Here is a 23,452-nt window from a genome sequence, read left to right as displayed (position 1 = left end):
GCGGCGCGATCGGAGTGAACCGGGGGGACGCGTCAAAGACGGTGAACGCGGCGAGCCCGGCGGCGAACGTGGCGATCACGCAGAACAGGGTGAGCGGGCCGGGCGGCAGCGGAGCAGGCGGACGACGGGGCGTCAGAAAGGCGGCCAGGAGCTGGCGTCGGTGTCGTGACGGTGCCGTGGCGGACCGGGCGGACCAGGCGGACCGGAGCGGAACAGGGGGCGGGAAGGCACGCGGAGGCGTTCTGAAGCATGTGCATGCGGTGTCGGCGATAACGATTCCGAGTCGGAATGGTTTGTACGACGGTATGACGGGGGACTCTTCATCCCTTCATCTTTAGGATTCCCCAGTACTCACGGGCACTTGAGTCGACTGGCGGGACAGTCCCCACACGCGCATCAGGCGCGGAAGGTCCCGCCCGGAGGGGAATTCTGTGTTTTCTGCTTCTTCAGCGACCGTTTCGTCGTCCACGAGGGCGACCGATTCTCCAAGGCGGCGGGGCGCGGCCCGGCTGGCAGCTTCGGTGATGGCATCCGGTCTTGTCATGGCAGGCGCCCTTGTAGGCGCGGGCAGTGCGGTCGCCGACGAGGCGCCGCAGCATCAAGGCGGCGCGGCCGCGGTCCTGGACGGGTTGAAGACCTACGACCGCGCCGTGCTCCACGCGGGCGGCAGGAATCAGACGCTGCCCGCCGGGCTCTTCGAGATGACCGTCGACGGCGGCGGCAAGCTCAAGACGTACTGCATCGACATCAACAACCCCACCCAGAACCAGGCGAAGTACCTGGAAACCCCCTGGAACCAGACCTCGCTCGGCAGTAACAAGAACGCGGGCAAGATCCGCTGGATCCTGGAGCACTCCTACCCGCAGGTCGACGACCTCGCCGCGCTCGCCAAGCAGGCCGGCACGGGACCGCTCACCGAGAAGACCGCGGCGGCCGGCACCCAGGTCGCCATCTGGCGCTACTCGGACAACGCGGATGTCGACGCGACCGACGGTCAGGCGGAGAAGCTCGCCGACTGGCTGGAGCACAACGCCGTCGACCAGGCCGAGCCCAAGGCGTCCCTCGCCCTGGACCCGGCCGCGCTCTCCGGCAAGTCCGGTGAGCGGCTCGGCCCGGTCACCGTCCACACCAACGCGGGCCAGGTCTCCGTGACCCCGCCCGCCGACGCCGCCAGCGGCGTCAAGGTCACCGACAAGAGCGGCAAGCCCGTGACCGTCGCGGCCGACGGTGCCGAGCTCTACTTCGACGTGCCGGCGGGCGCCACCGACGGCTCCGCCTCGCTGACCGTCCAGGCCACCACGTCGGTGCCGGTCGGCCGGGTCTTCGCCGGGGTGACCAAGAGCCAGACCATGATCCTGGCCGGTTCCAGCGAGTCCACGGTCTCCGCGACCGCCACCGGCACCTGGGCCAAGCAGGGCGCGATCCCGGCCGTCTCGGCGAAGAAGAACTGCGCCAAGGGCGGCGTCGACGTCACCGCGAGCAACCAGGGCGACGAGGCGTTCACCTTCGAGCTGGCCGGTGTGAAGCACACCATCGAGGCGGGCAAGTCCGAGACGGTGACCGTCCCGGTCGCCGAGGACCAGGCGTACGACTTCACCGTCACCGGCCCCAATGGCTTCACCAAGACGTTCAAGGGCGTCCTGGACTGCAAGACGAGCGGCAGCGGCACCGGCGGCACCGGCGGCAGCGGCACCGACACCCAGTCCGGCGGTGACAAGCCCGCCCCGGCCACGACCGGTGGCGGCTCGACCGGCGGCTCGGGTGACCTCGCCGAGACCGGTGGTTCCAGCGCCACTCCGGTCATCGCGGGCGTCGCGATCGCTCTCGTCGTCGTCGGCGGCGGCGCGGTCTTCCTCCTCCGTAAGCGCCAGACGCAGACCTCCGCCCAGTAGTCGCGAGAGCGGCAGGATCACGCCAGTGATCGTGGAGTGACGAACGACAGGCAGACGGTCACGCCTGCCTGATGACGGCCCCGGTACGCGTCTGCGTACCGGGGCCGTCGCATGCCGCAGGACGCCGGCCGCGGTGGCCGGGAGGCGGGGCGGGGCGCACCACGGAACGGACCGTGGGTGACCTCGGGCCCGGTGGGCGTCACCCAGGGCAAGGTCACGTCGACCGGCGGGAAGCGCTTCAGATGCTCGATCAGGGCCACTGACACTTCGGGGTCCAGCGGAACGTCCCGGAGCTTGCCTCGCTTCGGCGGCGCGAAGACGAGAGAGCCGCGGACTTTCTTCACTTGCTGCCGGACGTAGAGCCGGCCGAGGTCCCCGATGTTGTCGACCGCGAGACCGAAGAACGCGCAGCCCGTCGGGGACGGTTTCGCCTTCTTCGTGCGCCTGACCCCGAACGGCGACGACGACGTATGTCACTTGCAGATGGAGATCGATCCAATCGCCACGTGGGAACTTCGTGAGATGTTCGATGCGCTGCACTCGGCGTTGGTGGTCTGACCGCACGTTGAACGAAGCGTCAGGGACGGGTGACCCCTAGAAGTTCCCCGTGCCACAACCGCGCCAGAACGGACGGGGACTCACGGGGAACAGCGGCTGCTGACGGGGGCCACAGCCAGCAGACGCCGAAGTCGGCATCCCGCAGGTCAGACCTCAACTCGCCTCACCTCGCTCCTAAAGCGGTGCTCGGTCCCCCTCGCATACCCATGCCCGGACCCGCCCGAGAAACTCGGTTAGGAACGCCAGCCTGCCCCGAGGGCAGCCGGCCCATGAAGTCCGGCGGCTTCGCGCTCTTCAAGCGAGAGGACGACGGCCGACGGACCTCTCGGTCACTCTGGGGGTGCCATTTGGACACGCCTTCAGTCGAGCTAAAAAAGCGGATGCTGATCGGAACTCGGCGAATCGACTTGAGCTCGGACCACTTCCATAGGGATAAGCTCAATACGCTCGGGATCATAAAGCCAGTAATACCGACCTTCGATCTCCTGCCTCCCGGTCACCTTAATAGCCATATTATCGCGATGGGCATCCATGGCCAAGTCATAGTCTTCCGCTCTCAGGCGGACACGCATTTTCTTGGCCGTGCTACCGGACAGAACATCTACCCGAATCAAACCAGGGCGACCAAATTGCGGCCTATCGAGTAGCGTCACTTCACCCAAAACGGTCACACGTTGCGGTCGAGAAGTAGCCGCTAGAACGTTCCCAGCGATCTCTAGTACGGGGTAATCTGCCGGGGAGAATTCCAAAGAGTACGTCTCGACTCGAGAATCCTGGAAAAGGTCGGCAGCCACATTCATCTCGATTCCAACCTCCGCCCCGCCTGAATCTCTAACAAGGTCGCGAACGGCCTGTGTGATCTCGAAACAAAAGCCGCGATCGACATTATCAATGAATCCCGAACTCGAACCCGTTTCTGCATAGTGATCGACGACTTCTCGCGTCGTTTGAAGTACATCAACCAGGCCGCGGGTGATGTCGCGGCCGGTATGAGTTCCCGCGGCTGGAAGAGTGTCCCCTGGACGCAGCTTCTTCTCGGTGAAAATCTCCGCGGGAGGCACATAGGCCGTCACGACGTAGCTACCTACCTCTGTCTGCCCCATCAGTACTGACTCAAGAAAAGACCTCGCCAGGTGCGCATTCGAGTTACCGAAGTACGCAAGTTTGGACTTGCGCGACTTCGCGGCGACGGCCATCGACTTTCGAGCGGCAGCATGCAAGTCCTCACCGGCTAGCCACTGAATCGTGCCCTCATGCGTCCTAGCTTCTTTATGGAACTTCATCTCGTCGCCAAGAGCTTGAGTGGTCATAACCCTTTCAAGCACTGCCCTAAGGTGTACACTCCCCAACTTCCACGCCTGCGCAACTGCTTGCGCGAATAGGTCGGAATAGTCTTCCAGGTCCTCATTCTGCGGAAGTAGAATTCCGCGTGCTGATTCATTCCCTATCGGACGCCACCGGCTATACATGTTAGCCTGACCGCCGAACTTTTCCCAACCGTTCACTTCAAGCAAACGAGCCAGATCACTGTCACTGATGCGAGAAGCGATTTCCGTAAACTTGGGCGAGCTCACGGGGTCCCTCCCTGTCCTATCCGCTCCATTATTTGACAGAGTGCCACGTCATCAAATATTTGGGCGGTGGACACGCGGATTGCAGTACTATCTCTCCCTGAGGGCGCCTCTCCAGTAACGCTGCGCCAGTAAGCACAGTGCCGGAGCGACAGATAGTCGTGACTAGCCTCAACCCACCCAGCAAAATCCTTCGGCACGATCATGGCTACCAGGATTCGATGCACTGCGACGGGAGTCCGGGCAAGCATCTTGAGACGGTCATTACTCAAGTTCACAGATACAAATCCGTTGGGCGGATTTGGGGCAGAAGTAAAAGTACTCTTTAATTGAATCTTCAGGTCGATCTGGCAATCAACAACATGCAATGCAGATGAGTGCGTCAATTGCCAGTCGATACCGTCATCTGGTTCAGGTTTTGCCATGGTGCATCCAGAGGCGGCAGCGACAGCCCGCAGATAGCTGTCCTGCAGCATCTCCATGCGATCTGTCTGCCGAAGGTCACCCCTCAGCGGCTCTGTCGGCATCTGTGCACTTACGCTAAGCATGTGGCGTGTCTCCCCCCGGAGGTACTAGGCCATACGGTAGGTGCGGCCCCACAGGTTGGGTAGATCGCGTGGCTACCCGTGTGCAGATCGTGATCCCAGGATTGAGCGGGCGCCGTCTGTCAGATGACCATCGAACAGGCCATGGGCGACACCCGCCGTCGCGGCCCCAGGGCACTCAGGAAGTCCTGGCGTACCCGTTTGCCTGACGAACGCGAAACGCCCCTGCAGACTGTCCGACATGATCCTCTATCTCTCCCATGCGGCCGCTACCACTGCGGCCACAGCCCCTTGGTGGGGTACGGCGCTGGGAGCCGGCGTCGGAGCGATCGGAGCTGGTGTCGTCACAGCAACCGTCGCCTACATCAACAACCGCGCCAACCGTAAGCAGCTGGACAAACAGCTTGCGGCTCAGCAGGAGATGCTTGAGCGGCAGCTCGAAGCCCAGCGAGATCAGATGACGAAGCAGTTGGACGCTCAGCTCAAGATCGCCGAGATGAACAACGAAGCCAACCACGTGAGGGAGCGCGAGGGGCAGCGGTCTGAGTTGCGCAAGTGGCAGCTGGAGACCCGCCGCGAGACCTACGTCGACTTCGTTGTTGCTGTCGAGAAATTGCGCGACACGATCGCGGCCGCTGGTCGTCTGCTTGCCGGCACATGGCCCGTACCTGAGCCGCTCTCGGAAGCAGCCCTGAGCGAGCTGCAACGCCTCGAAACAAACATCACCAGCCTGTATGAGGAGGCGTTCCAACGGGCCCAGGTCGTCCGGCTGACCGGGCCTGATGGTGTCGCCGACTGTGCGAAGAATCTCGGCGACACGATGACGGATTACGTCACCTTCAGCAGTGATCGGTTCCGTGCCGCCAGACGGAACGAGCACAGTGAGATGCTCCGCGATTGGCAAAAGGCGGTCCGCGAAATGAATCGTCTCCTTCAGGAGTTCGTCGATGCCGCATACACCGTCGTCAAGTTGACCTCCACCGAGCGGCAATCCCTCGTGCCCCCGGCCCGGAATGCGTCCTCTGGTCTCGCGTGAGCCTCGACGGTCGCGGCCCATTTGTGGACGGATTGGCGGCGTAGACTCCCTCGTGTGGCTCTGACCTGCTGAAATGTCTAGGCCGCAAGGGCCCTCCGGAGCCGCGTGTACTGGGCGGCATGATGGTCTCCATGACCTCCGACTCCAACAACACCCCCGTTGAAAGCACCCGAGTTACGGCCGTGACCGATGGTGTCGCGCAGCTCTTCACCTGGGACGAGGACGCCCGTATCGAGGTACGGAACCTCGGTGGCGAGGTCGTCATCGAGGCAAACGCCGCAGGGCTCAGAACACTGGCCAGCCATCTACTCACGCTCGCGCAGGACGGAGTTCCGGACGGGAGCCACCTGCACCTGGAGGACAGCAACGGCCTTGAGGACGGGTCCGTCGGCTTGGTCCTGGAACGCAGCGACGACGAGTGACGTGCGCGGGGGCAGGCATCTTCGAGAACCAGGCGCAACGCCAGTCATCGCCCCTGTCGAATACGTGTCGAAGCACGTCCAACTAGCCTCGGCAGCAACGGCATTCACCAGGTCAGGGCAGTACCGGACCACCTGTACCAACAACGTGGCCCAAGGCCACACCAAGGGAATTGACATGGCGGAACTGCTGCAGGCCTCGCAGACGGGCGACTGGGACGCCAAGCTGTAGGCCTCTCTCACCGTCCTCGGCATCACCCCCCTGCGGGAGCGGCCCACTCTGCACCTGTGTTCTTACCTCGGCTGACCCACCCCACCCCGTAGCGCCACCGAAGGAGCACGATGGCTGACACCGGCATTGACGACCTGTCCAAGTACGAGTCCGGGACCGAGCCGTTCACCGCGGCCGAGCTGGAGGCGATTGCCCGCTTCCGCGAAACCATCTCCGACATGCCCGACCTCGTCTTCGAGGGCTTCGACGCCGACTGGATCCGCGGCTTCGTGTCCGACAACGACGTGGTCGAGGCCCACAGGATGCTGCACTTCTTCGCTACCGACCTCCTCAACGGCTGGTGGCTGGCGATCCTCTCGTTGAAGAACGACCTGCCGACCGGCACCGACGAGCCCGCCCGGCACAGCGCGGCCGCCGCCCGGTACGTCGCCCACCTCACCGCCCAGCACCTCAACGCCTGCGCGAAGTTCGAGCACGCCGTCACCATGTGGTTCCTGGACCTGGACACGGACCTCTCCTCCCCGCTGTACCTGAACAGGGACGGGGACGAGTGAGCCACAGGGGGGCGACGAGGGAGTCATCGACGCCGAGCTCCTGGACGACGGCGGGCCCGCCGGGCTTCCCGCCGTACGCGAGACGCTGTCGGCGCCGCGCTACGAGGTCGATCAGCACACCATCATCGGGCCTGCCCGTCGCCGGGGACGGCCCGCGCTACTCGGAAGAGGACTTCCGGGTCTCAAAGCCACGATGGACCTGAACGCCGAGGCCAAGGCGGACAACACCCGCAGGGTACGCACCACCGCCGTGGAGGAGTTCGAGGCGTGGTGCGCCAAGCACGGCCGCGTCGCCCGGCCGTGGACCATGGCGACGTACACCGAGTACGGCACGTACCTGATGAGCCGGGCCAACAGGAAGGACGGGACGCGCAGCATGAAAGGCCGCGACGATCCGCGCCTACATGTCGCACATCCGCATGTGGCAGCCGCCCGGCAAGCGCCCGGACCGCACGATGTTCAACGACATCATCAAGGGCTGGACGGGGAAGAACCCGCGGGCCAACTCCCGTAACGCTTGAACGCAATCACGAAAGCCAGACGCACTGCGCTGGACTATCCCGCCATACATTCCTGGCGACGGCACCACCTGACCGGCGTGCCCGATCCGTGCCCGACAGGTCGGTAAACCACGGTCACCAGCGGGCGCCAGCGTGCGCCGAAAGACTTGTGCTGGCATCCGTTCGCGCTGGTCAGGCTGCACCCAGGGTCCAGAAGCGCGGTGATTCCCAAGCTCAGGTGCCAGACGCGTCTGCACATCGGAGGCCGTAGAGTTCCGTCCATGGCGACTGCGACTGTCCGCGAGTGGAACGACGAGGAAGGGTGGGGTGTCCTTGACTCACCCGAGACCCCCGGCGGCTGCTTCGGCCACTACGCCGACATCCAGGCGACCGGCTTCCGCACGCTGTCGGCCGGACAGCAGGTCGACCTCAAATGGGAAGCCCCTGGCTTCAAGCAGGACGGGTACGACTACCGCGCGGTGAGCATCGTGCCTCGGGCTGCCTGACATCCACAGCTGACATCAACGACGGCGTACGTCCACGGTCCCCAGCAGTCCGCAACGCCACCGCACTCTTCACCGCAACATGCAGTAGCTCCCGGTTGATCGAACTCCTAAAGCGGTGGCTTCCTGACAAGCGGCAGCGGCCAGCCGGCGCAGGCCACTAGTGCGCTGCCGTCCTCGGTGAGGAAGAGCAGGGTGGTCCATGTCCGATCGGCAGCATCGATCAGCCCTGTGCGCACGGGCTGGCCATGTTCGCGGATGAGTTGCACTGCTCGTTCCAACCCAAGAGGTTCGAATCCGTGCATCCGCATGCGCTGAAGTCGGCGCTTGAAGACTCCGGCATGCGCGCCAGCGGGTTGTGCCCGGTCTGCCACCCAGTAGGTGGCGCCGCTGCGGAGGGTGGCCAGAGCTATCACGGACGCCTCGTCATCACCGGCCAACAGCGATTCCAGCACATGCCGTTCCATGGTCACCCCCGTTTGCATCTTGCGGTACAGCAGCCAGGTACCGCAACCCCAGCAACCGCCCCCGCACGGTGGCGTCCCTCCGGGCCCGCCCAGCGGCCGGAATGGCCGTCGCTGACCGATCCGGCTAGAGCTACGGATCAGAAGGCCGTGGAGGCCGTAGATCACGGCACTGACGGCAAACTTGGGCCAGCATCCGCAGGGCAAGGGCCCCCTCCACCGCCGCTTGTTGTCCTGTTCTTTGTTCAGTTCGCTCACGCCCGCCGCAGTTCACCGCCGTACGCCGGTCCTCTCTGAGCTGCCGAGTGACCGTGCATGAACGCTCACGAACAGCCACTCGCACAGTTGGGAAGCGTGCACCCGCTGTCGACCGGCGATGAGTGAAGGGGGGACCCAACAGAGAAGCCCCAGAACCGGTCTGGGGCTTCTCTGTTGGGTGCGCGTACCGCTAGCCGAAGGCTGCCGCCGGGAGCCGAGGGCCCTCGTTGTCTCCGTCACAGGAGGGGGTCGGTGTCGGTAGGCGGTGGCCGCGGCTTGTTGCCACACGGATCACGTTGTGCAGGGCTGCAGTCAGGTCCGTCGTCAGGTTTCGCAGTTCTTCCGGCTCGGCCTCCTCGTTGCCGAGCACTTCTGACGCATGCTCCAAAAGAGCGGCCGCCATGCCGAGTTGTACCGCTTCGGTGCTGTCGGCCAGGCGGGACAGGTGGCCGCCGTTGTCGTCGGTGCTCAGGAAGCACGGTTTGCCCTCGGGGCCGGACCACGGGAGGAGTCGCATTTCGTTGTGGGTCGTCATCATTCCGGCTCCCCTTCTTCGGTCATCGTGTGGTGGGTGAAGAGCGCGTCGGCGCGGTCGCCGGGAAGCACCAGGAGCGCCGCCTCCACGACGCGTCCAGTCGTGTCGGCCGCCACGCGTGTGATCGCGAGAACGGGCAAGGCCGAGCTGATCCGAAGCGTCGCCGCTTCCTCTGGTGTCGGGCAGCGTGCGCTGACTTGCTCCCGTACCTCGGCCAGCGGGGGACGGAGCTCCGTCAGCCTGACCAATATCGCCTCGCGGCAGGGTGATTCGCTTGGACCGTCGGCCGGCGCCAAGTCGCGGGGGACGTAGATTCGGGCCAGGCTGTGCGGTGAATTCCCCTCGTGGCTGAGGCAGAGGAATTCGGTCAGTGGGCTGCTTTTCGACACCCTCAGCAGAGCGGCCAGATGCCCTCTCGCCGGGATATGAGCGGTGCGGATGGTCATCCGTAGAGCCGGATCGGTCGCGGTCTGAGAGAGGGGAGTGCGGCCACCGCCGACGTACGTGATTCTGCGGAGGGGGTGGCGGACGAAGTTCCCCTTGCCGTGAATCTTCTCGACGAGCCCTTCGCCTTGGAGTACTGCGAGGGCGCTCCGCAGCGTCGGCGTGCTGACCGCGTAGTGGGAGGCGAGCTGTGCCTCCGAAGGGAGACGTTCGCCAGTCTTGATGCGGCCGGTTGAGATCTGTGTCCGGAGGTCGTCGGCGATGACATCACGGCGAGGAGCCACGGATGGAATCACCTCCTTCTCAGCATTCGCAGGGCGACGAGGCGGGTCCGGGAGTGCATGGTCAGCAACTCTCCCGACTCGAAACGAAGCCGCTTTGCCGCACCTGCAAGCTGGAGGAGGTCGGTCACGCGACACGGCTGACCTCCGATCTGGATCACATCGCCTCGCTGCACGCTGGTCGCGGTGATTTCGACGGTTGCGGCAAGTGCACCACTGGGCGTCCATCTCCTCACTGGGGTACCTCCCTTGAAGCGGAGGGGTGGCAGGGGCAGTCGCACGCTTCGTAGACCACGGGGACGCCGATCGGTGCCACGGTGGGGGAGGAATGCGCGCACTCACGGTGCGTACCAATCAGGCACGAACTCGACCTGTAGGGAGCGGCTTTCGCCTTCGTCACGCCTGGTCGCTGATGAGAAGGCATCAGGTCGCCTCCGGCGGTGCGAACCAGGTTTGCGCGAAGGGAGTGTGAGCTGCGGCCGTTGAGAGCCTCATCGCGCCTTCGCCGCTTGCCAGCACGTACGGGCGGACGAGCGCGATCTCGTCGTCTGCGAGAACATCCATGCCGTCTCGAAACCGCCCCATGTGCGGTGCGGGGGAGTTGGCGAGTCCGAGGTGAACGGCCGTCGAGCGGGCGGGTGTTAAGGGGCGGCGGTGCCGGCCCCTCGGGAAGTACCGCTCACTGGTGCGTGAGACGGGACCGCGGATACGGTTGAACACGCTGATCAGCTCCTATCGCTGATGGCCAGGTCCCCGGACATCGCCCGTCGCGGGGACCGCTTTGTGTACGGCGGCCCATAAGAGGCGGCCGTCCACGTTGCTCGCGAAGAGGCCGAATCGATCGGCCTTCGCCACTGCATCCAGGACCTCCCGCCATGAGTCGGCGGGGAAGTCGTCCGGCACCTCCGCTTCGATCGATATGTGGTGGTCGTGCTGTGTTACGCGTGTGGTCAGTCCGGCGGCGGACAACCGGGCGGCGATGTCCTCGACGCTCAGTTCAGAAGCGGGCACAGGTATCTCCGTCACCGAGTGATCACGTTACGTGAAGCTAGTTAGCCAGGTTAGGGCTAGTGGACTAGATTTTCCATATGCCTGAGCAGCCGCCTTATCTCCGCATCGCGGACGTTCTCCGACAACGGATCGCGGAGCATGAGTGGACACCGGGGGACCGGCTGCCCTCACGTGCTCAGATCGGCGAGCAGTGCGGCGTCGGCGAGAACGTGGTCCGTCGGGCGCAGGAGCTGCTGATCTCGCAGGGCGTTCTGGAAGGCCGCGCAGGTTCCGGTACGTATGTCGCCGAACCACGTCGGCGTGTCCGGGTGGTGCGTTCCTCGGCACGCGAGCAGCGTGACGATTCCCCGTTCCGTGCGGACATGCAGGCTGTGGGCAGGCACGGGGACTGGGAGAGCCGGACCGAGGCCAAGATCCCGGCACCGGCGGAGATCGCGGCGCGGCTCGGGGTCGCCGAAGGCGACCTGTGCGTCCGTTCCGTGTACGAGTTCCTGGCCGACGGGAAGCCGGTTCAGTTGTCGACGAGCTGGGAGCCGTACGACCTCACCGCCGGCACGCTCGTCGTTCTCCCCGAGGGAGGGCCGCACGCCGGGGCAGGCGTCGTGAACCGTATGGCTGCGATCGGCATCACGGTCAGCCACGCTGTCGAGCAGCCGGAGCCGCGGCAGGCGACTGCCGAGGAGGCTTCGCTTCTCGGCATCCAGAAGGCGGCTCTCGTCACCCACATCAGGCGGACGTACTACAGCGACCAAGGCCGACCCGTGGAGACCGCGGACATCGTCGTGCCCGCCGCCTTGTGCGAGATCGTTTACGAGATTCCCACCGGGCGATAGCCCGAGGTGAAGGTCGGGCTCGATGAGTGGGCGACGTCCGCCGAGTGACCGTTCCTGGGCCGCCCCTGGGCCGTGCGAGGGCGCTCGGCAGTGATCGGCGGCGACAACCAGTGACAGGTCAGCTACGAGCGGGGACAGTGAAGGGGAAGGTCGCGGGTCCCTGATGAGACTGGTTTCCGTCCCGGGATGGACGTCAGGCAAGATGGGGTGTATCTGCCCACACATCGATAGCCGGACGGTTTCTCTTGGCTGAGTACATCTACACCATGCGCAAGACGCGCAAAGCGCACGGCGACAAGGTGATCCTCGATGACGTCACCCTGAACTTCCTGCCCGGCGCGAAGATCGGTGTCGTGGGTCCCAACGGCGCCGGTAAGTCCACGGTGCTGAAGATCATGGCGGGCCTGGAGCAGCCGTCCAACGGTGACGCGTTCCTGTCGCCCGGTTTCAGTGTCGGCATCCTCATGCAGGAGCCGCACCTCGACGAGGCGAAGACGGTCCTGGAGAACGTCCAGGACGGCGCCGCCGAGATCATGGGCAAGCTCAAGCGCTTCAACGAGGTCGCCGAGCTCATGGCGACCGACTACTCCGACGCGCTGATGGACGAGATGGGCAAGCTCCAGGAGGACCTGGACCACGCCAACGCGTGGGACCTGGACGCCCAGCTGGAGCAGGCCATGGACGCCCTGGGCTGCCCGCCCGGCGACTGGTCGGTCGTCAACCTCTCCGGTGGCGAGAAGCGCCGCGTCGCGCTCTGCAAGCTCCTCATCGAGGCCCCGGACCTGCTCCTCCTCGACGAGCCCACCAACCACCTCGACGCCGAGTCGGTGAACTGGCTGGAGCAGCACCTCTCCAAGTACGTGGGCGCCGTGGTCGCGGTCACCCACGACCGTTACTTCCTGAACAACGTCGCCGAGTGGATCCTGGAACTCGACCGCGGCCGCGCCCTGCCGTACGAAGGCAACTACTCCACGTACCTCGACAAGAAGGCCACCCGCCTCAAGGTCGAGGGCCGCAAGGACGAGAAGCGCGCCAAGCGGCTCAAGGAAGAGCTGGAGTGGGTCCGCTCCAACGCCAAGGGCCGGCAGACCAAGTCCAAGGCCCGTCTCGCCCGTTACGAGGAGATGGCGGCCGAGGCGGACAAGATGCGGAAGCTGGACTTCGAGGAGATCCAGATTCCGCCGGGCCCGCGGCTCGGTTCCATCGTCGTCGAGGTCGAGAACCTCTCGAAGGCCTTCGGCGACAAGGTCCTCATCGACGACCTGTCGTTCACGCTGCCGCGCAACGGCATCGTCGGCGTCATCGGTCCGAACGGCGCGGGCAAGACCACGCTGTTCAAGATGATCCAGGGCCTGGAGACCCCCGACACCGGCTCCGTCAAGGTCGGTGACACGGTCAAGATCTCCTACGTCGACCAGTCCCGCGCCAACATCGACCCGAAGAAGAGCCTCTGGGCCGTCGTCTCGGACGAGCTGGACTACATCAACGTCGGCCACGTCGAGATGCCCTCGCGGGCGTACGTCTCCGCGTTCGGCTTCAAGGGCCCGGACCAGCAGAAGCCGGCCGGCGTCCTGTCCGGTGGTGAGCGCAACCGCCTCAACCTGGCGCTGACGCTCAAGGAGGGCGGCAACCTGCTGCTCCTCGACGAGCCCACCAACGACCTCGACGTCGAGACCCTGTCCTCGCTGGAGAACGCCCTCCTGGAGTTCCCGGGCGCCGCTGTGGTCATCTCTCACGACCGCTGGTTCCTGGACCGCGTCGCCACGCACATCCTGGCGTACGAGGGCGACTCCAAGTGGTACTGGTTCGAGGGCAACTTCGAGTCGTACGAGAAGAACAAGGTCGACCGCCTCGGCGCCGACGCGGCCCGCCCGCACCGTGCCACGTACAAGAAGCTCACGCGAGGCTGATCGTCTTGGCACGCCACATCTACAGCTGCCCGCTGCGCTGGTCGGACATGGATGCCTTCGGCCACGTCAACAACGTGGTCTTCCTCCGCTATCTGGAGGAGGCGCGCATCGACTTCATGTTCCGGCTGGCGCCGGGGGACGGTTCGCCGTCCTTCTCGGGCGGGTCCGTCGTGGCCCGGCACGAGATCGACTACGTGCGTCCGCTGGTCCACCGGCACGAGCCGGTGACCGTCGAGTCGTGGGTCACGAAGATCGGCGCCGCGTCGCTGACGATCGCGTACGAGATCAAGGACCCGGAACAGGTGTACGTCCGGGCCTCGACCGTCGTCGTGCCCTACGACCTGGCCGAGGAGCGGCCCCGGCGGATCTCCGCCGAGGAGAAGCTCTTCCTCCAGCAGTACCTGGCCGAGGAGCCCGCCGCAGTATGACGGTGCCCGTACGGTCGCTGGAGTTCGCCGACACGAGGGAGGCCGCGGATCTCGCGGCCTTCCTCGGCCGGCTGCTCCACTACGACCGGGCCGCGGCGGTCCGGATGCAGGCGGGCGGCGGTGCGCTGGCCGTGTTCGGCAGGCCGCCGTCGTTCGAGGTCCTGGCGATCCGGGCGGCCCAGCTGACCGGATCGCACGAGTTCGACGTCACGGTGTCCGCCGGTGAACTCCTCGAATCCCTCGATGTCGAGGGCGCGGTGGCAGCCGGTTCGGGTGCTCTGCCCGCACCCGTCACCGGGCCGCCGTGGACGGGTGTCCTCCCGCCCCGCGGCGGCTGGCGCGAACTGCCGGGCCTGCCCGGTCCCGTCACTCTGCGCACGGCGGTCACTGCCGCGGTGGCGGAGTTCCGCTCCCGCGACGAGGCGCTGCCCGAGGAGCGCCGAACCCGCGCCGTGCGGGACGTGATCGGCCGCGAGATCTGGTCGCGCGCGGTCGGACGCACCGAACTTCCGTTGCGGGCCGTCCACGCCGCCCAGTCCCTCGGCTTCCTCCGCCCGTCGCCCGACTTCCCGGTCGCCCTGCTCGCGGCCGGCTCCTGGCTGCGGCTGCGCACCCCGTTCGGCTCGATCGCTCTGCGCGGCCCGGGCACCGGGCTCGGCACGCTCGCCGTGTCGGTCGGCGCCGGCTGAGCAGGACCGCGCACCGGGCCGGCCGAACCGCCGGCCCGCCAGGGACGTGATCAGCCCCCGGCAGCCCGCCTCCCGCCGCACCGTGTGCCGCGGGAGGCCGGAACGGACCTCAGCCCTCGGTGTTCACCATCGAGGCGGCGGCATACGTGAGGTAGTCCCACAACTGCCGCTCGTGCTCCGGCTTCAGGCCGAGCTCTTCGAGGGCGACCCGCATGTGGCGCAGCCACGCGTCGTGCGCCGCGCGGTCCACCCGGAACGGGACGTGCCGCATCCGCAGCCGCGGGTGTCCGCGCTGCTCGCTGTAAATCCGGGGCCCGCCCCAGTACTGCGTCAGGAACAGCCTGAACCGCTCCTCGGCCGGGCCCAGATCCTCCTCCGGGTACATCGGCCGGAGCAGCGGGTCCTCGGCAACCCCCTGGTAGAAGCGGTGCACCAGGCGCCGGAAAGTCTCCTCGCCGCCGACCTGCTCGTAGAAGGTCTGCTCCTGCAGCGTGTCGTGCGGAATCTCAGTCACCCGTCCATCGTCGCAGACGCACCGGCCGAGGACCCGAGTCCTAGGACCCCGGACCTCGGACTCCGGCCACGGGACCTCCGCCGCCGGACCTCCACTGCCGGACACCCGCCATCCGAACCCGGCCCGGTTCCTGGCCCCGGGGCCCCGGGCGCAGGAAAGTGGAGGTATGGATGACGCACGCCCGGATCCCTTCGCCATGGCCGCCGCCGAGGAGCGGTGGGCGATGGTGCGCGGGATCGTGGCCGGCGGGGGGCTGACCGACCCGGCATGGCGGGCGGCGTTCGAGGAGGTGCCGCGGCATCTGTTCGTGCCGTACTACTACGCCGGCGGCGGAGCGGACCGCCTGTGGTGCGAGGACCCCGACCCGGTCAGGCGGGCCCAGTGGCTGCGCGGGGCGTACGCGGACGGGGCCGTGGCCACCCGGATCCGGGACGGGGAGCTGATCTCCTCGTGCAGCCAGCCGTCGCTGATGGCCCGGATGCTCGAAGAGCTGGACGTACGGGACGGGCAGCGGGTCCTGGAGATCGGCGCGGGCAGCGGCTACAACGCGGCACTGCTCTCGCACCGGCTCGGCGACGACGCCGTGACCACCGTCGACCTCGACCCGGAGATCACCGAGTCGGCCCGCCGGCATCTGGCGGCGGCCGGGTACCGCCCGGCGGTGATCACCGGGGACGGGACACGGGGCTGGCCCCCGCGCGGCCCGTACCACCGGATCATCGTGACCTGCACCCTGCCGTGCGTACCGCAGGTCTGGCTGGACCAGTGCGTGACGGACGCGCGGATACTGGCACCGTTCGCCACCGGACTGATCGCGCTCCGGGTGAGCGAAGGGGAACACGGCAGGTACGCCGAGGGCCGGTTCCTGCACACGCCCGCGTACTTCGTACCGCTGCGCGGCACACTGCCGCGGCCCGTGCGGCGCCCACACCTCGGTACCCTGCCCCGGCGCGTCAGCGAGAACCAGCTCTTCCGGTTCCTGCTGTCGCTGACCGGGGCCGGCCTCGACCCGCGCGAGGCCCTCTCCCTGTGGCAGCGCGAGCGCCGTCCCGAACGGGAGAGGTTCGGCATCACGGTCCGGAACGGGCGGCAGTGGGCCTGGCTGGACGACCCCGAGGGACCGCACGTCTGGCCACTGCCCAGCGGGTAGCGCGGACCGGTGCGAGGCCGGTCCCCGGTCGGTCTGCGGCCGGTCCGAAGTCAGTCCCGGCGGATCGTGATCGTCGTCCACGCCCCGACATGCACCTGGTCGCCGTCCTGGAGCGGCACGGGGACGTACGGCTGGATCGGGTCCTCGGCGCCGTTGAGCGTGGTGCCGTTGGTGGAGTTCTGGTCGACCACGGCCCAGCTGCCGTCCGGCTGCTGCACCAGCACCGCGTGCTGGTGCGAGACGCCCGGGTCCTCCGGCGGCACGGACAGATCGATGTCCGGGGACTCGCCGGTGCTCTGCCTGCGGCGGCCGATGGTGATCTGGTTGCCCGTCAGCGGAAGCTGCTGCTCCGGTGAGTACGCGGGCAGGTTGAGCCCGGTCGCCTCGGGGCCGCTGCGCTGCATCATCGCCAGGAAGTACTCACGGTCCGGGGCGATGACCGCGGTCCAGCTCGCGGGCGGCTGGTTCTGGCCCGGGAACTGCGGTTGTTGCTGCTGTGGGGCCGGCGGCTGCGGAGCCTGGGCCGGGGACGGCGGCGACAGCATCCAGTCGGCGTCATCGCCGGACCGGGGCGGCTGCGGCGGCTGCGGCGGCTGTGACTGCTGCGGCGCAGGCGGGGCGGGCGACGCGGTCGGACCGGGCCGCCCGAACGCGGGCGGCGCCGACTGCTGCTGGAACGGCGGCGGCCCCTGCTGCTGGAACGGCTGCGGCGGCTGCGGGGACTGGGGCCCCGGAGCCGGGGGCGGCCCGGGGCGGCTGCCCTGGTCGGGGGAGAGCGGCTCGGCCGGGCGGTTCACCTGAGAGGGGCGCGAGCTCTGGTACTCGAACGGGTCGCGCTGCTGCTGGGGGCCCGGCGGCTGCTGCGCCTGGAAGCCCGGCGGCAGGTTGAGACCCGGCGGAGGACCGGGAACGCCTTGCGGCGCCAGCGGCGTGTACGACGTCGCGGTGTTCGTGAGGAAGTTCCAGCGGCACTCCTCACAGAACGGCGCCATCGCCTCGCGCGGCGTGCGGCACTGCGGGCAGAGCTCGGCCTGCTGGGTCGCGTCCGGGCCGGGGCCCTGCTGGTAGCCGTAACCGGGAGCGGGCGGCGGGGGAGGCGGCGGGGGGACTGCACCCGCAGGCGCGCCCGCCCCGGTCATGCGATGTCCGCAGACCTCGCACCAGTCGTCGGAACCCGACTGGTGTCCGTTCGGGCAGGTCGGCATGTCGGCGCTTCCCCCTCTCCTCGTCCGGCCCCGGGGGCCGTTAATTTCTGCTGCTCTTCGCCACCCGGCACCGGATCGCTCCGGCCGGACGGCTCGACTCTGTGTGGCTATTTCTTGACGCGCACGGTCTTGGTGGAGCGGGTTTCGAGTGTCATCGAGTCCGCTTCCGCGACCTTCGCCTTCAGTCGCACAGTACCGGTCGCCGCGTCGACGACGTCCACCACCTTCGAAAGCAGTTTCGCAGTTTCCTCGTTCCCGGACGCCGATGCCAGCTGCACCGCACGGCCCAGTTTCGCGGTCGCTCCGTCGAAGTCTCCCGACTTGCGGGCATCGAGCCCCTGCTGGATGACTTGTGCCAGTTCCGCCTGACCCGTGTAGTGCGCGACCTGCGGGTTCATCGAGGTGGACGCCACCATGTCCTCCGTCCACACCGCGCGTACCAGGCCCTGCGAAAGCGTCTGCGGAGCGCCGCCCGACGGGTCGGGAAGGATCAGCGAGACCCGGGACGCCAGCATCTCCTGCCCGATCCCGGCCTCCGGCACCTGTACACACACGTGGTAGTCGCGGGACTCGTCGCCCCAGGAACCCGTGGGGTAGTCACCGGCGCGGGGGCCCGCCGTGGTGCGGCGGCCGGTCAGATCGACGACTGTCGGCGCGACCTGTTTCACGAACTTGATCTCGACCCCGACGGGCGTCCAGAGCCGCAGCGCGACATCCGCGACCTCCTTGCCCATCGCGTTCTCCATCATCTGCGTGAAGTCCGCGGCCAGTCCCGCCGGGTCGGCGACGATGTCGGCCGTGCCGAGCAGCGCGGCGGCGACGGCCGTGACCTCTTTCACCTCCCAGTCGGTGCCGACACCGCGGGCGTCACACGTGAAGCGGCCCGCGCAGGATTCCAGCGCGGCCCGTAGATCCTCCGGCGCCTCGTGCTCGTTGCGGCCGTCGGTGAGCAGGATGCCGTGCCGGATCTCCACATCGGCGGCGCCGAGCAGCCGGTCGGCCAGCCGCAGCCAGGTGCCGATCGCCGTACCGCCGCCGGCGCTGAGCGCGCGCAGCGCCTCCTTCGCCCGGGCCTTCGTCTGCGCGTCGGCCACGGCCAGCCGCCCGTTGCCCGGGTAGACCTCCTTGGCGACGTGCGTGCCGCCGACCACGGCGAACGAGGTGCCGTCGCGCAGGGTGTCGATCGCGGCGGCCGTCGCATCGCGGGCATGGCGCATCTTCGTCGGCGGATAGTCCATCGAACCGGAGCAGTCGACCATGATCACCACGGCGGCCCCCGGCTCCTGCCCGGACACGCGCGAAGGCGCCGCGGCCGCACCGGACAGCGGGACGCCGCCGGTGGTGCCTCCTCCGGTCGAGGTGACCGTGACGATGGCGTTGACCTCGCGACCGCCCTCCGGCAGATATTCGTTCTGGTACACCTCGACGGAGAACTGCGGCACGTTCGACTTGGAGAAGTTGGCCATCTGATCGGCTCCTTGAGACTCCAGGTGTCGGATGAAGACAGCTGTGAGGGAAGAAAAGCGGGCGAAGGTGCTGAGTTGGAATCGGAATCAAGCGTTACGGAACGGGACTCATGCGTCGTCGCACGCCGATCCTGCCCCCTGCGGCGGTACCGCGAACGGCAGGAGAGCCACTGTTACGTTGTCGTGGCCCCCACCGTCGAGCGCGTGACCCACCAGCACCTGGGCGCCGTGCAGCGGCCGCAGGTGCGCGTCGGCCGGCACCGCCGCGGCCATCTCGGCCGCCGACTCCGCGTAATTCCACAGGCCGTCCGTGCACACCACCACGAGACCGGGCCGGTCCGGTTTGAAGGACGCGGTGTGCGGCTCCAGTTCGTACGCGTCGGCGCCGAGCCACCCCGTGATGGCGTGGGCGCGCTCGTCCGCGTACGCCTCGGCCTCGTTCATCAGGCCCGCCGCCACCATCTGCGCGGCCCAGGAGTCGTCCTCGGTCAGCCGGGCGGGCGGGTTGCTGCGGTCGTCGGGCACCCAGTAGACGCGGCTGTCGCCGACCCAGCCGACGACCAGCAGGCCGCCCGCCATGACCGCGCCGACCAGGGTGCACGCCGGGGCGTTCTGGCGGCGGTGCAGATCGTGCTCCATGGCCCTGCCGGGTTCCTGGGCCAGGGAGTTGACCGACTCGGCGGCGGCGACGATCGCCTCGTGCATCGCCTGCTGCGGATGGGTGCCGCGCGACAGCGACTCCAGCAGCGTTTCGTTGGCGGCGCTCGCGGCGGCCGCCGAAGCCTCGTCGGGGCGGCTCGCCGAGGAGACACCGTCGCAGACGATCGCGACGACGGCCGGTGAGCCGTCGGGCAGAGCGGTGGTCGACACCGCGAACGAGTCCTCGTTGCGGTGGTGGCGCAGGCCCCGGTCGCTGACGGCGGCCACCGATTCGAGCTCCTGCTCCATGTGGTCGCGCTCGCGCGGCTGGGCGTGACCGCAGTTCTCGCAGTAGCCGTCGGTGTCGACCCGGCCGGCCCGGCAGGCCACACACAGCTTGGTGCCGGCCGGCGGCGTGGCGGACAGCTCCGCGGCGGGGGTGCGGGGATCGGGTGCGGGCGCGGATGCCCCGGCCGGCGGCGCGACTGCGGGCGCGGCCCCGGACGTGGCCTCTTGTGCGGTCCTGGGGCCGGTTCCGGGTACGGCCCCCGGCGCGGCCAGCTCGAAGTCGCCCGGTCCGGCCGATCCGCCCGGTGCGCCCGACCCCCCCGACCCGGCTGGTCCACCCGACCCGGCTGGTCCACCCGATCCGCCCGGTGCGTCGAACCGGACCGCTGCCGGGTGTTCCGCCGGAGTGCGGGCGGCGGACGCCGCGCCGTTCTCCGTAGGCGCGGCCATGGCGATCGTCGGGCGGTCCCGCGGCGGTTCGGGCACGGCCGACAGGTCGTACCCGCACGCACCGCAGAACAGGTCCCCCGGCTCCAGCGGCTCCTCGCAGCCGGGGCACTTCGACAAGGCCGTCTCCTGGGGCTTCTGCGACATTTTCACACCCACGTCCGGGGGCGGAAACGGTTGGCCCGCTCCACCAGTTCGATCCTCTCGTCGCCGGGCTCCGCAAGCCGGGCGAGCATCCGGTACGAACGCTCCAGCCCGAAACGCAGGCCACGTTCGTCCAACTCACTGCCGAGCAGTGTCTTCGGCCTGTCCGCCCCGGCAGACGCGTGCGCCTGCGGGAGCGAGGACGAAGCCGTGGGGCTACCGGAGAGTACCCAGTCGAGCGCCGTCCCCAGCACCTCTGTGGACAACTGCTCCCGGCGCACCGCGTCCAGACCGAAGCCGACCAGCCCCGACACCTGGGCCGAGGCGGCCATCAGATCGGCGATCAGCGGCTCGTCCGGCGCCCGTTCACGCAGCCGGGCCCGCACAGCGGCGACCCGGGCCGCCGTGTAGTGGATCGAAGCCTCCGGCACGGACTCCAGCGCCCTGACGGCCCCGGCCCGGTCCCCCGCGGCGATTTGTACCCGGGCCAGGCCGAACGCGGCGCTGACGAAGCTCGGGTCGGTCGTCCACACCAACCGGTAGTACTCGGCGGCGTTGTCCAGCTGGCCCAGGACCTCCGCGCAGATCCCCAGCGCCAGCTTGGGCGCCGGTTCACCGGGGAACGCGTCGTACACCGCGTCGAAGGAGAGCGCCGCGTTCTCGTTGTCGCCGGTCACCAGCGAGGTGACGCCGCGATACCAGACGACCCGCCAGTCGTCCGGGTACGTGATCTCCAGCTCCGTCAGGGCCTGTCCCGCGGCGCCGAGTTCGCGCATCTCCAGGCGGGCTCGCAGCTCCCGCAGCCGGGTCTCCAGCGACGGCGCGGGTGCGGCCTGCAGCGCGCTGATCAGTTCGGCGGGTGCGGTGGTCATCAGACCGGCGAGGAAGCCCGCGTTGGGGTCGCTCGCATCGACCCGGGGCACGGGCAGCGCGAGCGAGGTGGACGGCACGTCGAGCCCGGCCGGCCGGGGGCCTTCGGCGGCGTACGGAACCGACGGCGCACCAAGATCGCCGACCGGGAGCCGGGGGCCCGGAATCGGGACCTGGGGCTGCGCGTACGAGAAGGCCGCGCCGCTCTGGAGGGCGCCGCTGCGGAAAGCCGCGCCGCTCGGTCCCGTTGCGCCGCCGGCCCGGACGTGCGTGGGCGGTGCGGTCAGCGGACCGGCACCCGGCGCGGCGTAACCGGCCGCGGCCGGCGCACCCGCGGGCAGCGCGCCCGGCCCCGGTCCGGCGGGCGGCACCGCGGGCAGGACCGGGGCCGAGCCCATGGCAGCGGTCCCCGCCCCGGTCCGCCGCCGCCCGGAGCGCCCGGACGGTGCCGACGCGGCAGCCCGTGCCCCCAGCCGGGACACATCGTCCGTCAGCTCGGCGAACAACTGCGTGTCCGTGACCCGCACTTCCGTGCCGAACAGCGTCGACAGCGCCGGGCGCGGCCGCCCCGTCTGCAGCGACACCACCTCGCGCAGCACGCCCGTCAGCTGCTCCGCCATCTCCGCCGCCGAGGCGAACCGCCGCGCCGGATCCGGGTCGGTGGCCCGTACCAGCAGCCGGTAGAACGACTCGTAGGTCCGGAACACCTCGATGTTGTCCGGGTCCGGGAGCGAGTCCACGAAGACGTTGGTATAGCCCTGGAAGTCGAAGGTGAGCACCGCGAGCGTCCGCGCGACCGTGTACAGATCGGAGGCGACCGACGGACCGGTCTCCGCGACCTCCGGCGCCTGATACCCCACCGTGCCGTAGATGGCCGACTCGTCGTCGTCCATCCTGCGGACCGCGCCCATGTCGATCAGCTTCAGCTGGTCCTCGGTCTGGATCGCGTTGTCGACCTTGAAGTCGCAGTACAGCAGGTTGCGGCTGTGCAGATGACCGAGGGCCTCCAGCGCCTCGATGCCGTACGCGCACGCCTGCTCGACCGGCAGCGGATCACGCTTCCCCGCCGGGGTGCGGCGCTCGTTCGCGATCTCCTTGAGCGCCTTGCCGCCGACGTACTCCATCACTATGTAGCCGTCGAGCGAGCCCGTGCGCTGGTCGAGGTGCTCGACGAAGTTGTAGATCCGGACGATGTTGGAGTGCTCGATCTCGGCGAGGAAGCGGCGCTCCGAGATGGCGGCCGCCATGGCGTCCTGGTCACCGGTGTCCAGCAGGCCCTTGAGGACCACCCAGCGGTCCGACACCGCACGGTCGACCGCGAGATAGACCCAGCCGAGCCCGCCGTGCGCCAGACAGCCCGCGACCTCGTACTGGCCGTGCACGATGTCGCCCTCGCCGAGCTTGGGCACGAAGGAGTACGGGTGACCGCACTTGGTGCAGAACCCCTCCGTACGGCCCGCCCGTTCGCCCCGGGCCCGGCCCACCGGCGCCCCGCAGTCGGAGCGCGAACAGAACCGCTTGCGTTCCGGCACCTCCGGGTTCGCCATCACCGCCGAGCGCGGGTCCGGACGCGGCACGTCCGGCACCTGAACCAGGCCCGCGCCCAGCCTGCCCCGGCCGGACCCGCCCGTGGACGAACCGGAGGAACGCACCGAAACCGAAGGGGACGTGGCGCCACCGGACAGCGAGCGCGAGAGCCGCCCCGAAACGGAACGACGCGAGGTCGACGAACGGGACGAGGAACGCGAAGAGGCCCGGGACGAGGCCCGCGAACTGCTGCTGCTGCCCCGACTGCCTGCGCTGCCCCCACTGCCCCGACTGCTCGCCCCGCCGCCGCCCGCGATCCCGGTGGGCGGCGAGCTCACCAGGCCGTCCCCAAGTTCTCGGCCGCGCTCGAACAGGGGTGACCCCACAGGTGAGACGACCGGAGCCAGACCACAGGTGTCGCAGTACAGCTCACCGCCGCCCACGTCCTCGTAACTGCCCTCGCACTCGGGGCGCTGGCACTGCGTACTCATGGTCCGTCCCCCTGTTCGCCCCGCCGCCGCGGCGGCCCTTCCACCATG

25 protein-coding genes are annotated in these 23,452 nt (G+C 68.3%); 13 read left to right on the top strand and 12 right to left on the bottom strand.

Features of this window, described 5'->3' with window-relative positions:
• Positions 1-431: 431 nt before the first annotated feature.
• Complete coding sequence (locus OG936_RS10835) at positions 432-1,892, top strand: LAETG motif-containing sortase-dependent surface protein (RefSeq protein ID WP_406494204.1); 1,461 nt, start codon at positions 432-434, stop codon at positions 1,890-1,892.
• Between the two features lie 378 nt (positions 1,893-2,270).
• Complete coding sequence (locus OG936_RS10830; RefSeq protein WP_406494203.1) at positions 2,271-2,450, top strand: hypothetical protein; 180 nt, start codon at positions 2,271-2,273, stop codon at positions 2,448-2,450.
• Positions 2,451-2,818: 368 nt separating this feature from the next.
• Here the strand turns inward: OG936_RS10830 and OG936_RS10825 are convergent, their stop codons facing one another.
• Positions 2,819-4,024 (bottom strand): hypothetical protein, encoded by a 1,206-nt coding sequence (locus OG936_RS10825; RefSeq protein WP_406494202.1) that lies wholly within the window; start codon positions 4,022-4,024, stop codon positions 2,819-2,821.
• The gene (locus OG936_RS10820) at positions 4,021-4,503 is read right to left on the bottom strand and encodes a DUF4365 domain-containing protein (protein ID WP_406494200.1); all 483 of its coding nucleotides are present in this window, start codon (positions 4,501-4,503) and stop codon (positions 4,021-4,023) included. The genes OG936_RS10825 and OG936_RS10820 overlap by 4 nt, the downstream gene beginning before the upstream one ends.
• 304 nt (positions 4,504-4,807) lie before the next feature.
• Here OG936_RS10820 and OG936_RS10815 point away from each other — a divergent pair, with 304 nt between their 5' ends.
• From OG936_RS10815 to OG936_RS10790, 6 genes are all read left to right on the top strand, one after another.
• Positions 4,808-5,602 (top strand): hypothetical protein, encoded by a 795-nt coding sequence (locus OG936_RS10815; protein WP_406494199.1) that lies wholly within the window; start codon positions 4,808-4,810, stop codon positions 5,600-5,602.
• 131 nt (positions 5,603-5,733) lie between these two features.
• A complete protein-coding gene (locus OG936_RS10810) occupies positions 5,734-6,024 on the top strand; it encodes a hypothetical protein (protein ID WP_406494197.1) in 291 nt (96 codons plus the stop codon).
• Between the two features lie 64 nt (positions 6,025-6,088).
• A complete protein-coding gene (locus OG936_RS10805) occupies positions 6,089-6,253 on the top strand; it encodes a hypothetical protein (protein ID WP_406494195.1) in 165 nt (54 codons plus the stop codon).
• Between the two features lie 110 nt (positions 6,254-6,363).
• A complete protein-coding gene (locus OG936_RS10800) occupies positions 6,364-6,807 on the top strand; it encodes a hypothetical protein (RefSeq protein ID WP_406494193.1) in 444 nt (147 codons plus the stop codon).
• A 193-nt stretch (positions 6,808-7,000) separates the two neighbouring features.
• Positions 7,001-7,321 carry a hypothetical protein gene (locus OG936_RS10795; protein WP_406494191.1) on the top strand — a complete coding sequence of 107 codons (321 nt, stop codon included), beginning with the start codon at positions 7,001-7,003 and terminating at the stop codon, positions 7,319-7,321.
• A 267-nt stretch (positions 7,322-7,588) separates the two neighbouring features.
• Positions 7,589-7,813 (top strand): cold-shock protein, encoded by a 225-nt coding sequence (locus OG936_RS10790; protein WP_266643366.1) that lies wholly within the window; start codon positions 7,589-7,591, stop codon positions 7,811-7,813.
• 107 nt (positions 7,814-7,920) lie between these two features.
• Here the strand turns inward: OG936_RS10790 and OG936_RS10785 are convergent, their stop codons facing one another.
• The 5 genes from OG936_RS10785 to OG936_RS10765 form a co-directional block, all read right to left on the bottom strand.
• Positions 7,921-8,277: a hypothetical protein gene (locus OG936_RS10785; protein ID WP_406494189.1), complete on the bottom strand. Its 357-nt coding sequence runs from the start codon at positions 8,275-8,277 to the stop codon at positions 7,921-7,923.
• A 445-nt stretch (positions 8,278-8,722) separates the two neighbouring features.
• The gene (locus OG936_RS10780) at positions 8,723-9,067 is read right to left on the bottom strand and encodes a hypothetical protein (RefSeq protein WP_406494188.1); all 345 of its coding nucleotides are present in this window, start codon (positions 9,065-9,067) and stop codon (positions 8,723-8,725) included.
• Positions 9,067-9,795, bottom strand: a complete 729-nt coding sequence (locus OG936_RS10775) for a GntR family transcriptional regulator (RefSeq protein WP_406494186.1) — start codon at positions 9,793-9,795, stop codon at positions 9,067-9,069. The genes OG936_RS10780 and OG936_RS10775 overlap by 1 nt, the downstream gene beginning before the upstream one ends.
• A gap of 8 nt (positions 9,796-9,803) precedes the next feature.
• Positions 9,804-10,028: a hypothetical protein gene (locus OG936_RS10770; protein ID WP_406494184.1), complete on the bottom strand. Its 225-nt coding sequence runs from the start codon at positions 10,026-10,028 to the stop codon at positions 9,804-9,806.
• A gap of 496 nt (positions 10,029-10,524) precedes the next feature.
• On the bottom strand, positions 10,525-10,803 hold the full coding sequence (locus OG936_RS10765; RefSeq protein ID WP_406494182.1) for a hypothetical protein: 279 nt from the start codon (positions 10,801-10,803) through the stop codon (positions 10,525-10,527).
• Between the two features lie 77 nt (positions 10,804-10,880).
• On the opposite strand from OG936_RS10765, the gene OG936_RS10760 reads away from it, so the two are divergent.
• From OG936_RS10760 to OG936_RS10745, 4 genes are all read left to right on the top strand, one after another.
• A complete protein-coding gene (locus OG936_RS10760) occupies positions 10,881-11,636 on the top strand; it encodes a GntR family transcriptional regulator (RefSeq protein ID WP_406494180.1) in 756 nt (251 codons plus the stop codon).
• Positions 11,637-11,881: 245 nt separating this feature from the next.
• Positions 11,882-13,546: an energy-dependent translational throttle protein EttA gene (ettA, locus tag OG936_RS10755; RefSeq protein ID WP_406494178.1), complete on the top strand. Its 1,665-nt coding sequence runs from the start codon at positions 11,882-11,884 to the stop codon at positions 13,544-13,546.
• Positions 13,547-13,551: 5 nt separating this feature from the next.
• A complete protein-coding gene (locus OG936_RS10750; protein ID WP_406494176.1) occupies positions 13,552-13,974 on the top strand; it encodes an acyl-CoA thioesterase in 423 nt (140 codons plus the stop codon).
• Positions 13,971-14,663 (top strand): hypothetical protein, encoded by a 693-nt coding sequence (locus OG936_RS10745; RefSeq protein WP_406494174.1) that lies wholly within the window; start codon positions 13,971-13,973, stop codon positions 14,661-14,663. Before OG936_RS10750 ends, OG936_RS10745 begins: the two co-directional genes overlap by 4 nt.
• Before the next feature lie 109 nt (positions 14,664-14,772).
• Here OG936_RS10745 and OG936_RS10740 read toward each other — a convergent pair whose 3' ends face one another.
• Positions 14,773-15,177 (bottom strand): globin, encoded by a 405-nt coding sequence (locus tag OG936_RS10740; protein ID WP_383756066.1) that lies wholly within the window; start codon positions 15,175-15,177, stop codon positions 14,773-14,775.
• A gap of 166 nt (positions 15,178-15,343) precedes the next feature.
• Between OG936_RS10740 and OG936_RS10735 the strand changes: the two genes are divergently transcribed.
• Entirely contained in the window at positions 15,344-16,327 is a 984-nt protein-coding gene (locus tag OG936_RS10735; RefSeq protein WP_406494173.1) for a methyltransferase domain-containing protein, read from the top strand.
• Positions 16,328-16,377: 50 nt separating this feature from the next.
• On the opposite strand, the gene OG936_RS10730 is transcribed toward OG936_RS10735, so the two are convergent.
• From OG936_RS10730 to OG936_RS10715, 4 genes are all read right to left on the bottom strand, one after another.
• Positions 16,378-17,532: an FHA domain-containing protein gene (locus OG936_RS10730; protein WP_406494172.1), complete on the bottom strand. Its 1,155-nt coding sequence runs from the start codon at positions 17,530-17,532 to the stop codon at positions 16,378-16,380.
• A 107-nt stretch (positions 17,533-17,639) separates the two neighbouring features.
• Positions 17,640-18,998 carry a vWA domain-containing protein gene (locus OG936_RS10725; RefSeq protein WP_406494171.1) on the bottom strand — a complete coding sequence of 453 codons (1,359 nt, stop codon included), beginning with the start codon at positions 18,996-18,998 and terminating at the stop codon, positions 17,640-17,642.
• Between the two features lie 108 nt (positions 18,999-19,106).
• Positions 19,107-20,519 carry a protein phosphatase 2C domain-containing protein gene (locus OG936_RS10720; protein ID WP_406494169.1) on the bottom strand — a complete coding sequence of 471 codons (1,413 nt, stop codon included), beginning with the start codon at positions 20,517-20,519 and terminating at the stop codon, positions 19,107-19,109.
• A gap of 2 nt (positions 20,520-20,521) precedes the next feature.
• Positions 20,522-23,404: a tetratricopeptide repeat protein gene (locus OG936_RS10715; protein WP_406494168.1), complete on the bottom strand. Its 2,883-nt coding sequence runs from the start codon at positions 23,402-23,404 to the stop codon at positions 20,522-20,524.
• Between the last annotated feature and the right edge of the window lie 48 nt (positions 23,405-23,452).

This window comes from Streptomyces sp. NBC_00846, from assembly GCF_045207325.1.
In the GTDB taxonomy this organism is placed as follows: Bacteria; Actinomycetota; Actinomycetes; order Streptomycetales; family Streptomycetaceae; genus Streptomyces.
The sequence above is the reverse complement of the archived record's forward strand: the minus strand, read 5'-3'. Positions and strand labels throughout refer to the sequence as shown.

Bases quoted from the DNA above. Each gene is read 5' to 3' on its own strand.
- OG936_RS10810 (WP_406494197.1), top strand. From the start codon at position 5,734: ATGACCTCCGACTCCAACAACACCCCCGTTGAAAGCACCCGAGTTACG.
- OG936_RS10730 (WP_406494172.1), bottom strand. From the start codon at position 17,532: ATGCCGACCTGCCCGAACGGACACCAGTCGGGTTCCGACGACTGGTGC.
- OG936_RS10815 (WP_406494199.1), top strand. From the start codon at position 4,808: ATGATCCTCTATCTCTCCCATGCGGCCGCTACCACTGCGGCCACAGCC.
- OG936_RS10780 (WP_406494188.1), bottom strand. From the start codon at position 9,067: ATGACGACCCACAACGAAATGCGACTCCTCCCGTGGTCCGGCCCCGAG.
- OG936_RS10715 (WP_406494168.1), bottom strand. From the start codon at position 23,404: ATGAGTACGCAGTGCCAGCGCCCCGAGTGCGAGGGCAGTTACGAGGAC.
- OG936_RS10745 (WP_406494174.1), top strand. From the start codon at position 13,971: ATGACGGTGCCCGTACGGTCGCTGGAGTTCGCCGACACGAGGGAGGCC.
- OG936_RS10790 (WP_266643366.1), top strand. From the start codon at position 7,589: ATGGCGACTGCGACTGTCCGCGAGTGGAACGACGAGGAAGGGTGGGGT.
- OG936_RS10830 (WP_406494203.1), top strand. From the start codon at position 2,271: ATGTTGTCGACCGCGAGACCGAAGAACGCGCAGCCCGTCGGGGACGGT.
- OG936_RS10785 (WP_406494189.1), bottom strand. From the start codon at position 8,277: ATGGAACGGCATGTGCTGGAATCGCTGTTGGCCGGTGATGACGAGGCG.
- OG936_RS10820 (WP_406494200.1), bottom strand. From the start codon at position 4,503: ATGGAGATGCTGCAGGACAGCTATCTGCGGGCTGTCGCTGCCGCCTCT.
- OG936_RS10725 (WP_406494171.1), bottom strand. From the start codon at position 18,998: ATGGCCAACTTCTCCAAGTCGAACGTGCCGCAGTTCTCCGTCGAGGTG.
- OG936_RS10760 (WP_406494180.1), top strand. From the start codon at position 10,881: ATGCCTGAGCAGCCGCCTTATCTCCGCATCGCGGACGTTCTCCGACAA.
- OG936_RS10795 (WP_406494191.1), top strand. From the start codon at position 7,001: ATGGACCTGAACGCCGAGGCCAAGGCGGACAACACCCGCAGGGTACGC.
- OG936_RS10720 (WP_406494169.1), bottom strand. From the start codon at position 20,519: ATGTCGCAGAAGCCCCAGGAGACGGCCTTGTCGAAGTGCCCCGGCTGC.
- OG936_RS10735 (WP_406494173.1), top strand. From the start codon at position 15,344: ATGGATGACGCACGCCCGGATCCCTTCGCCATGGCCGCCGCCGAGGAG.
- OG936_RS10800 (WP_406494193.1), top strand. From the start codon at position 6,364: ATGGCTGACACCGGCATTGACGACCTGTCCAAGTACGAGTCCGGGACC.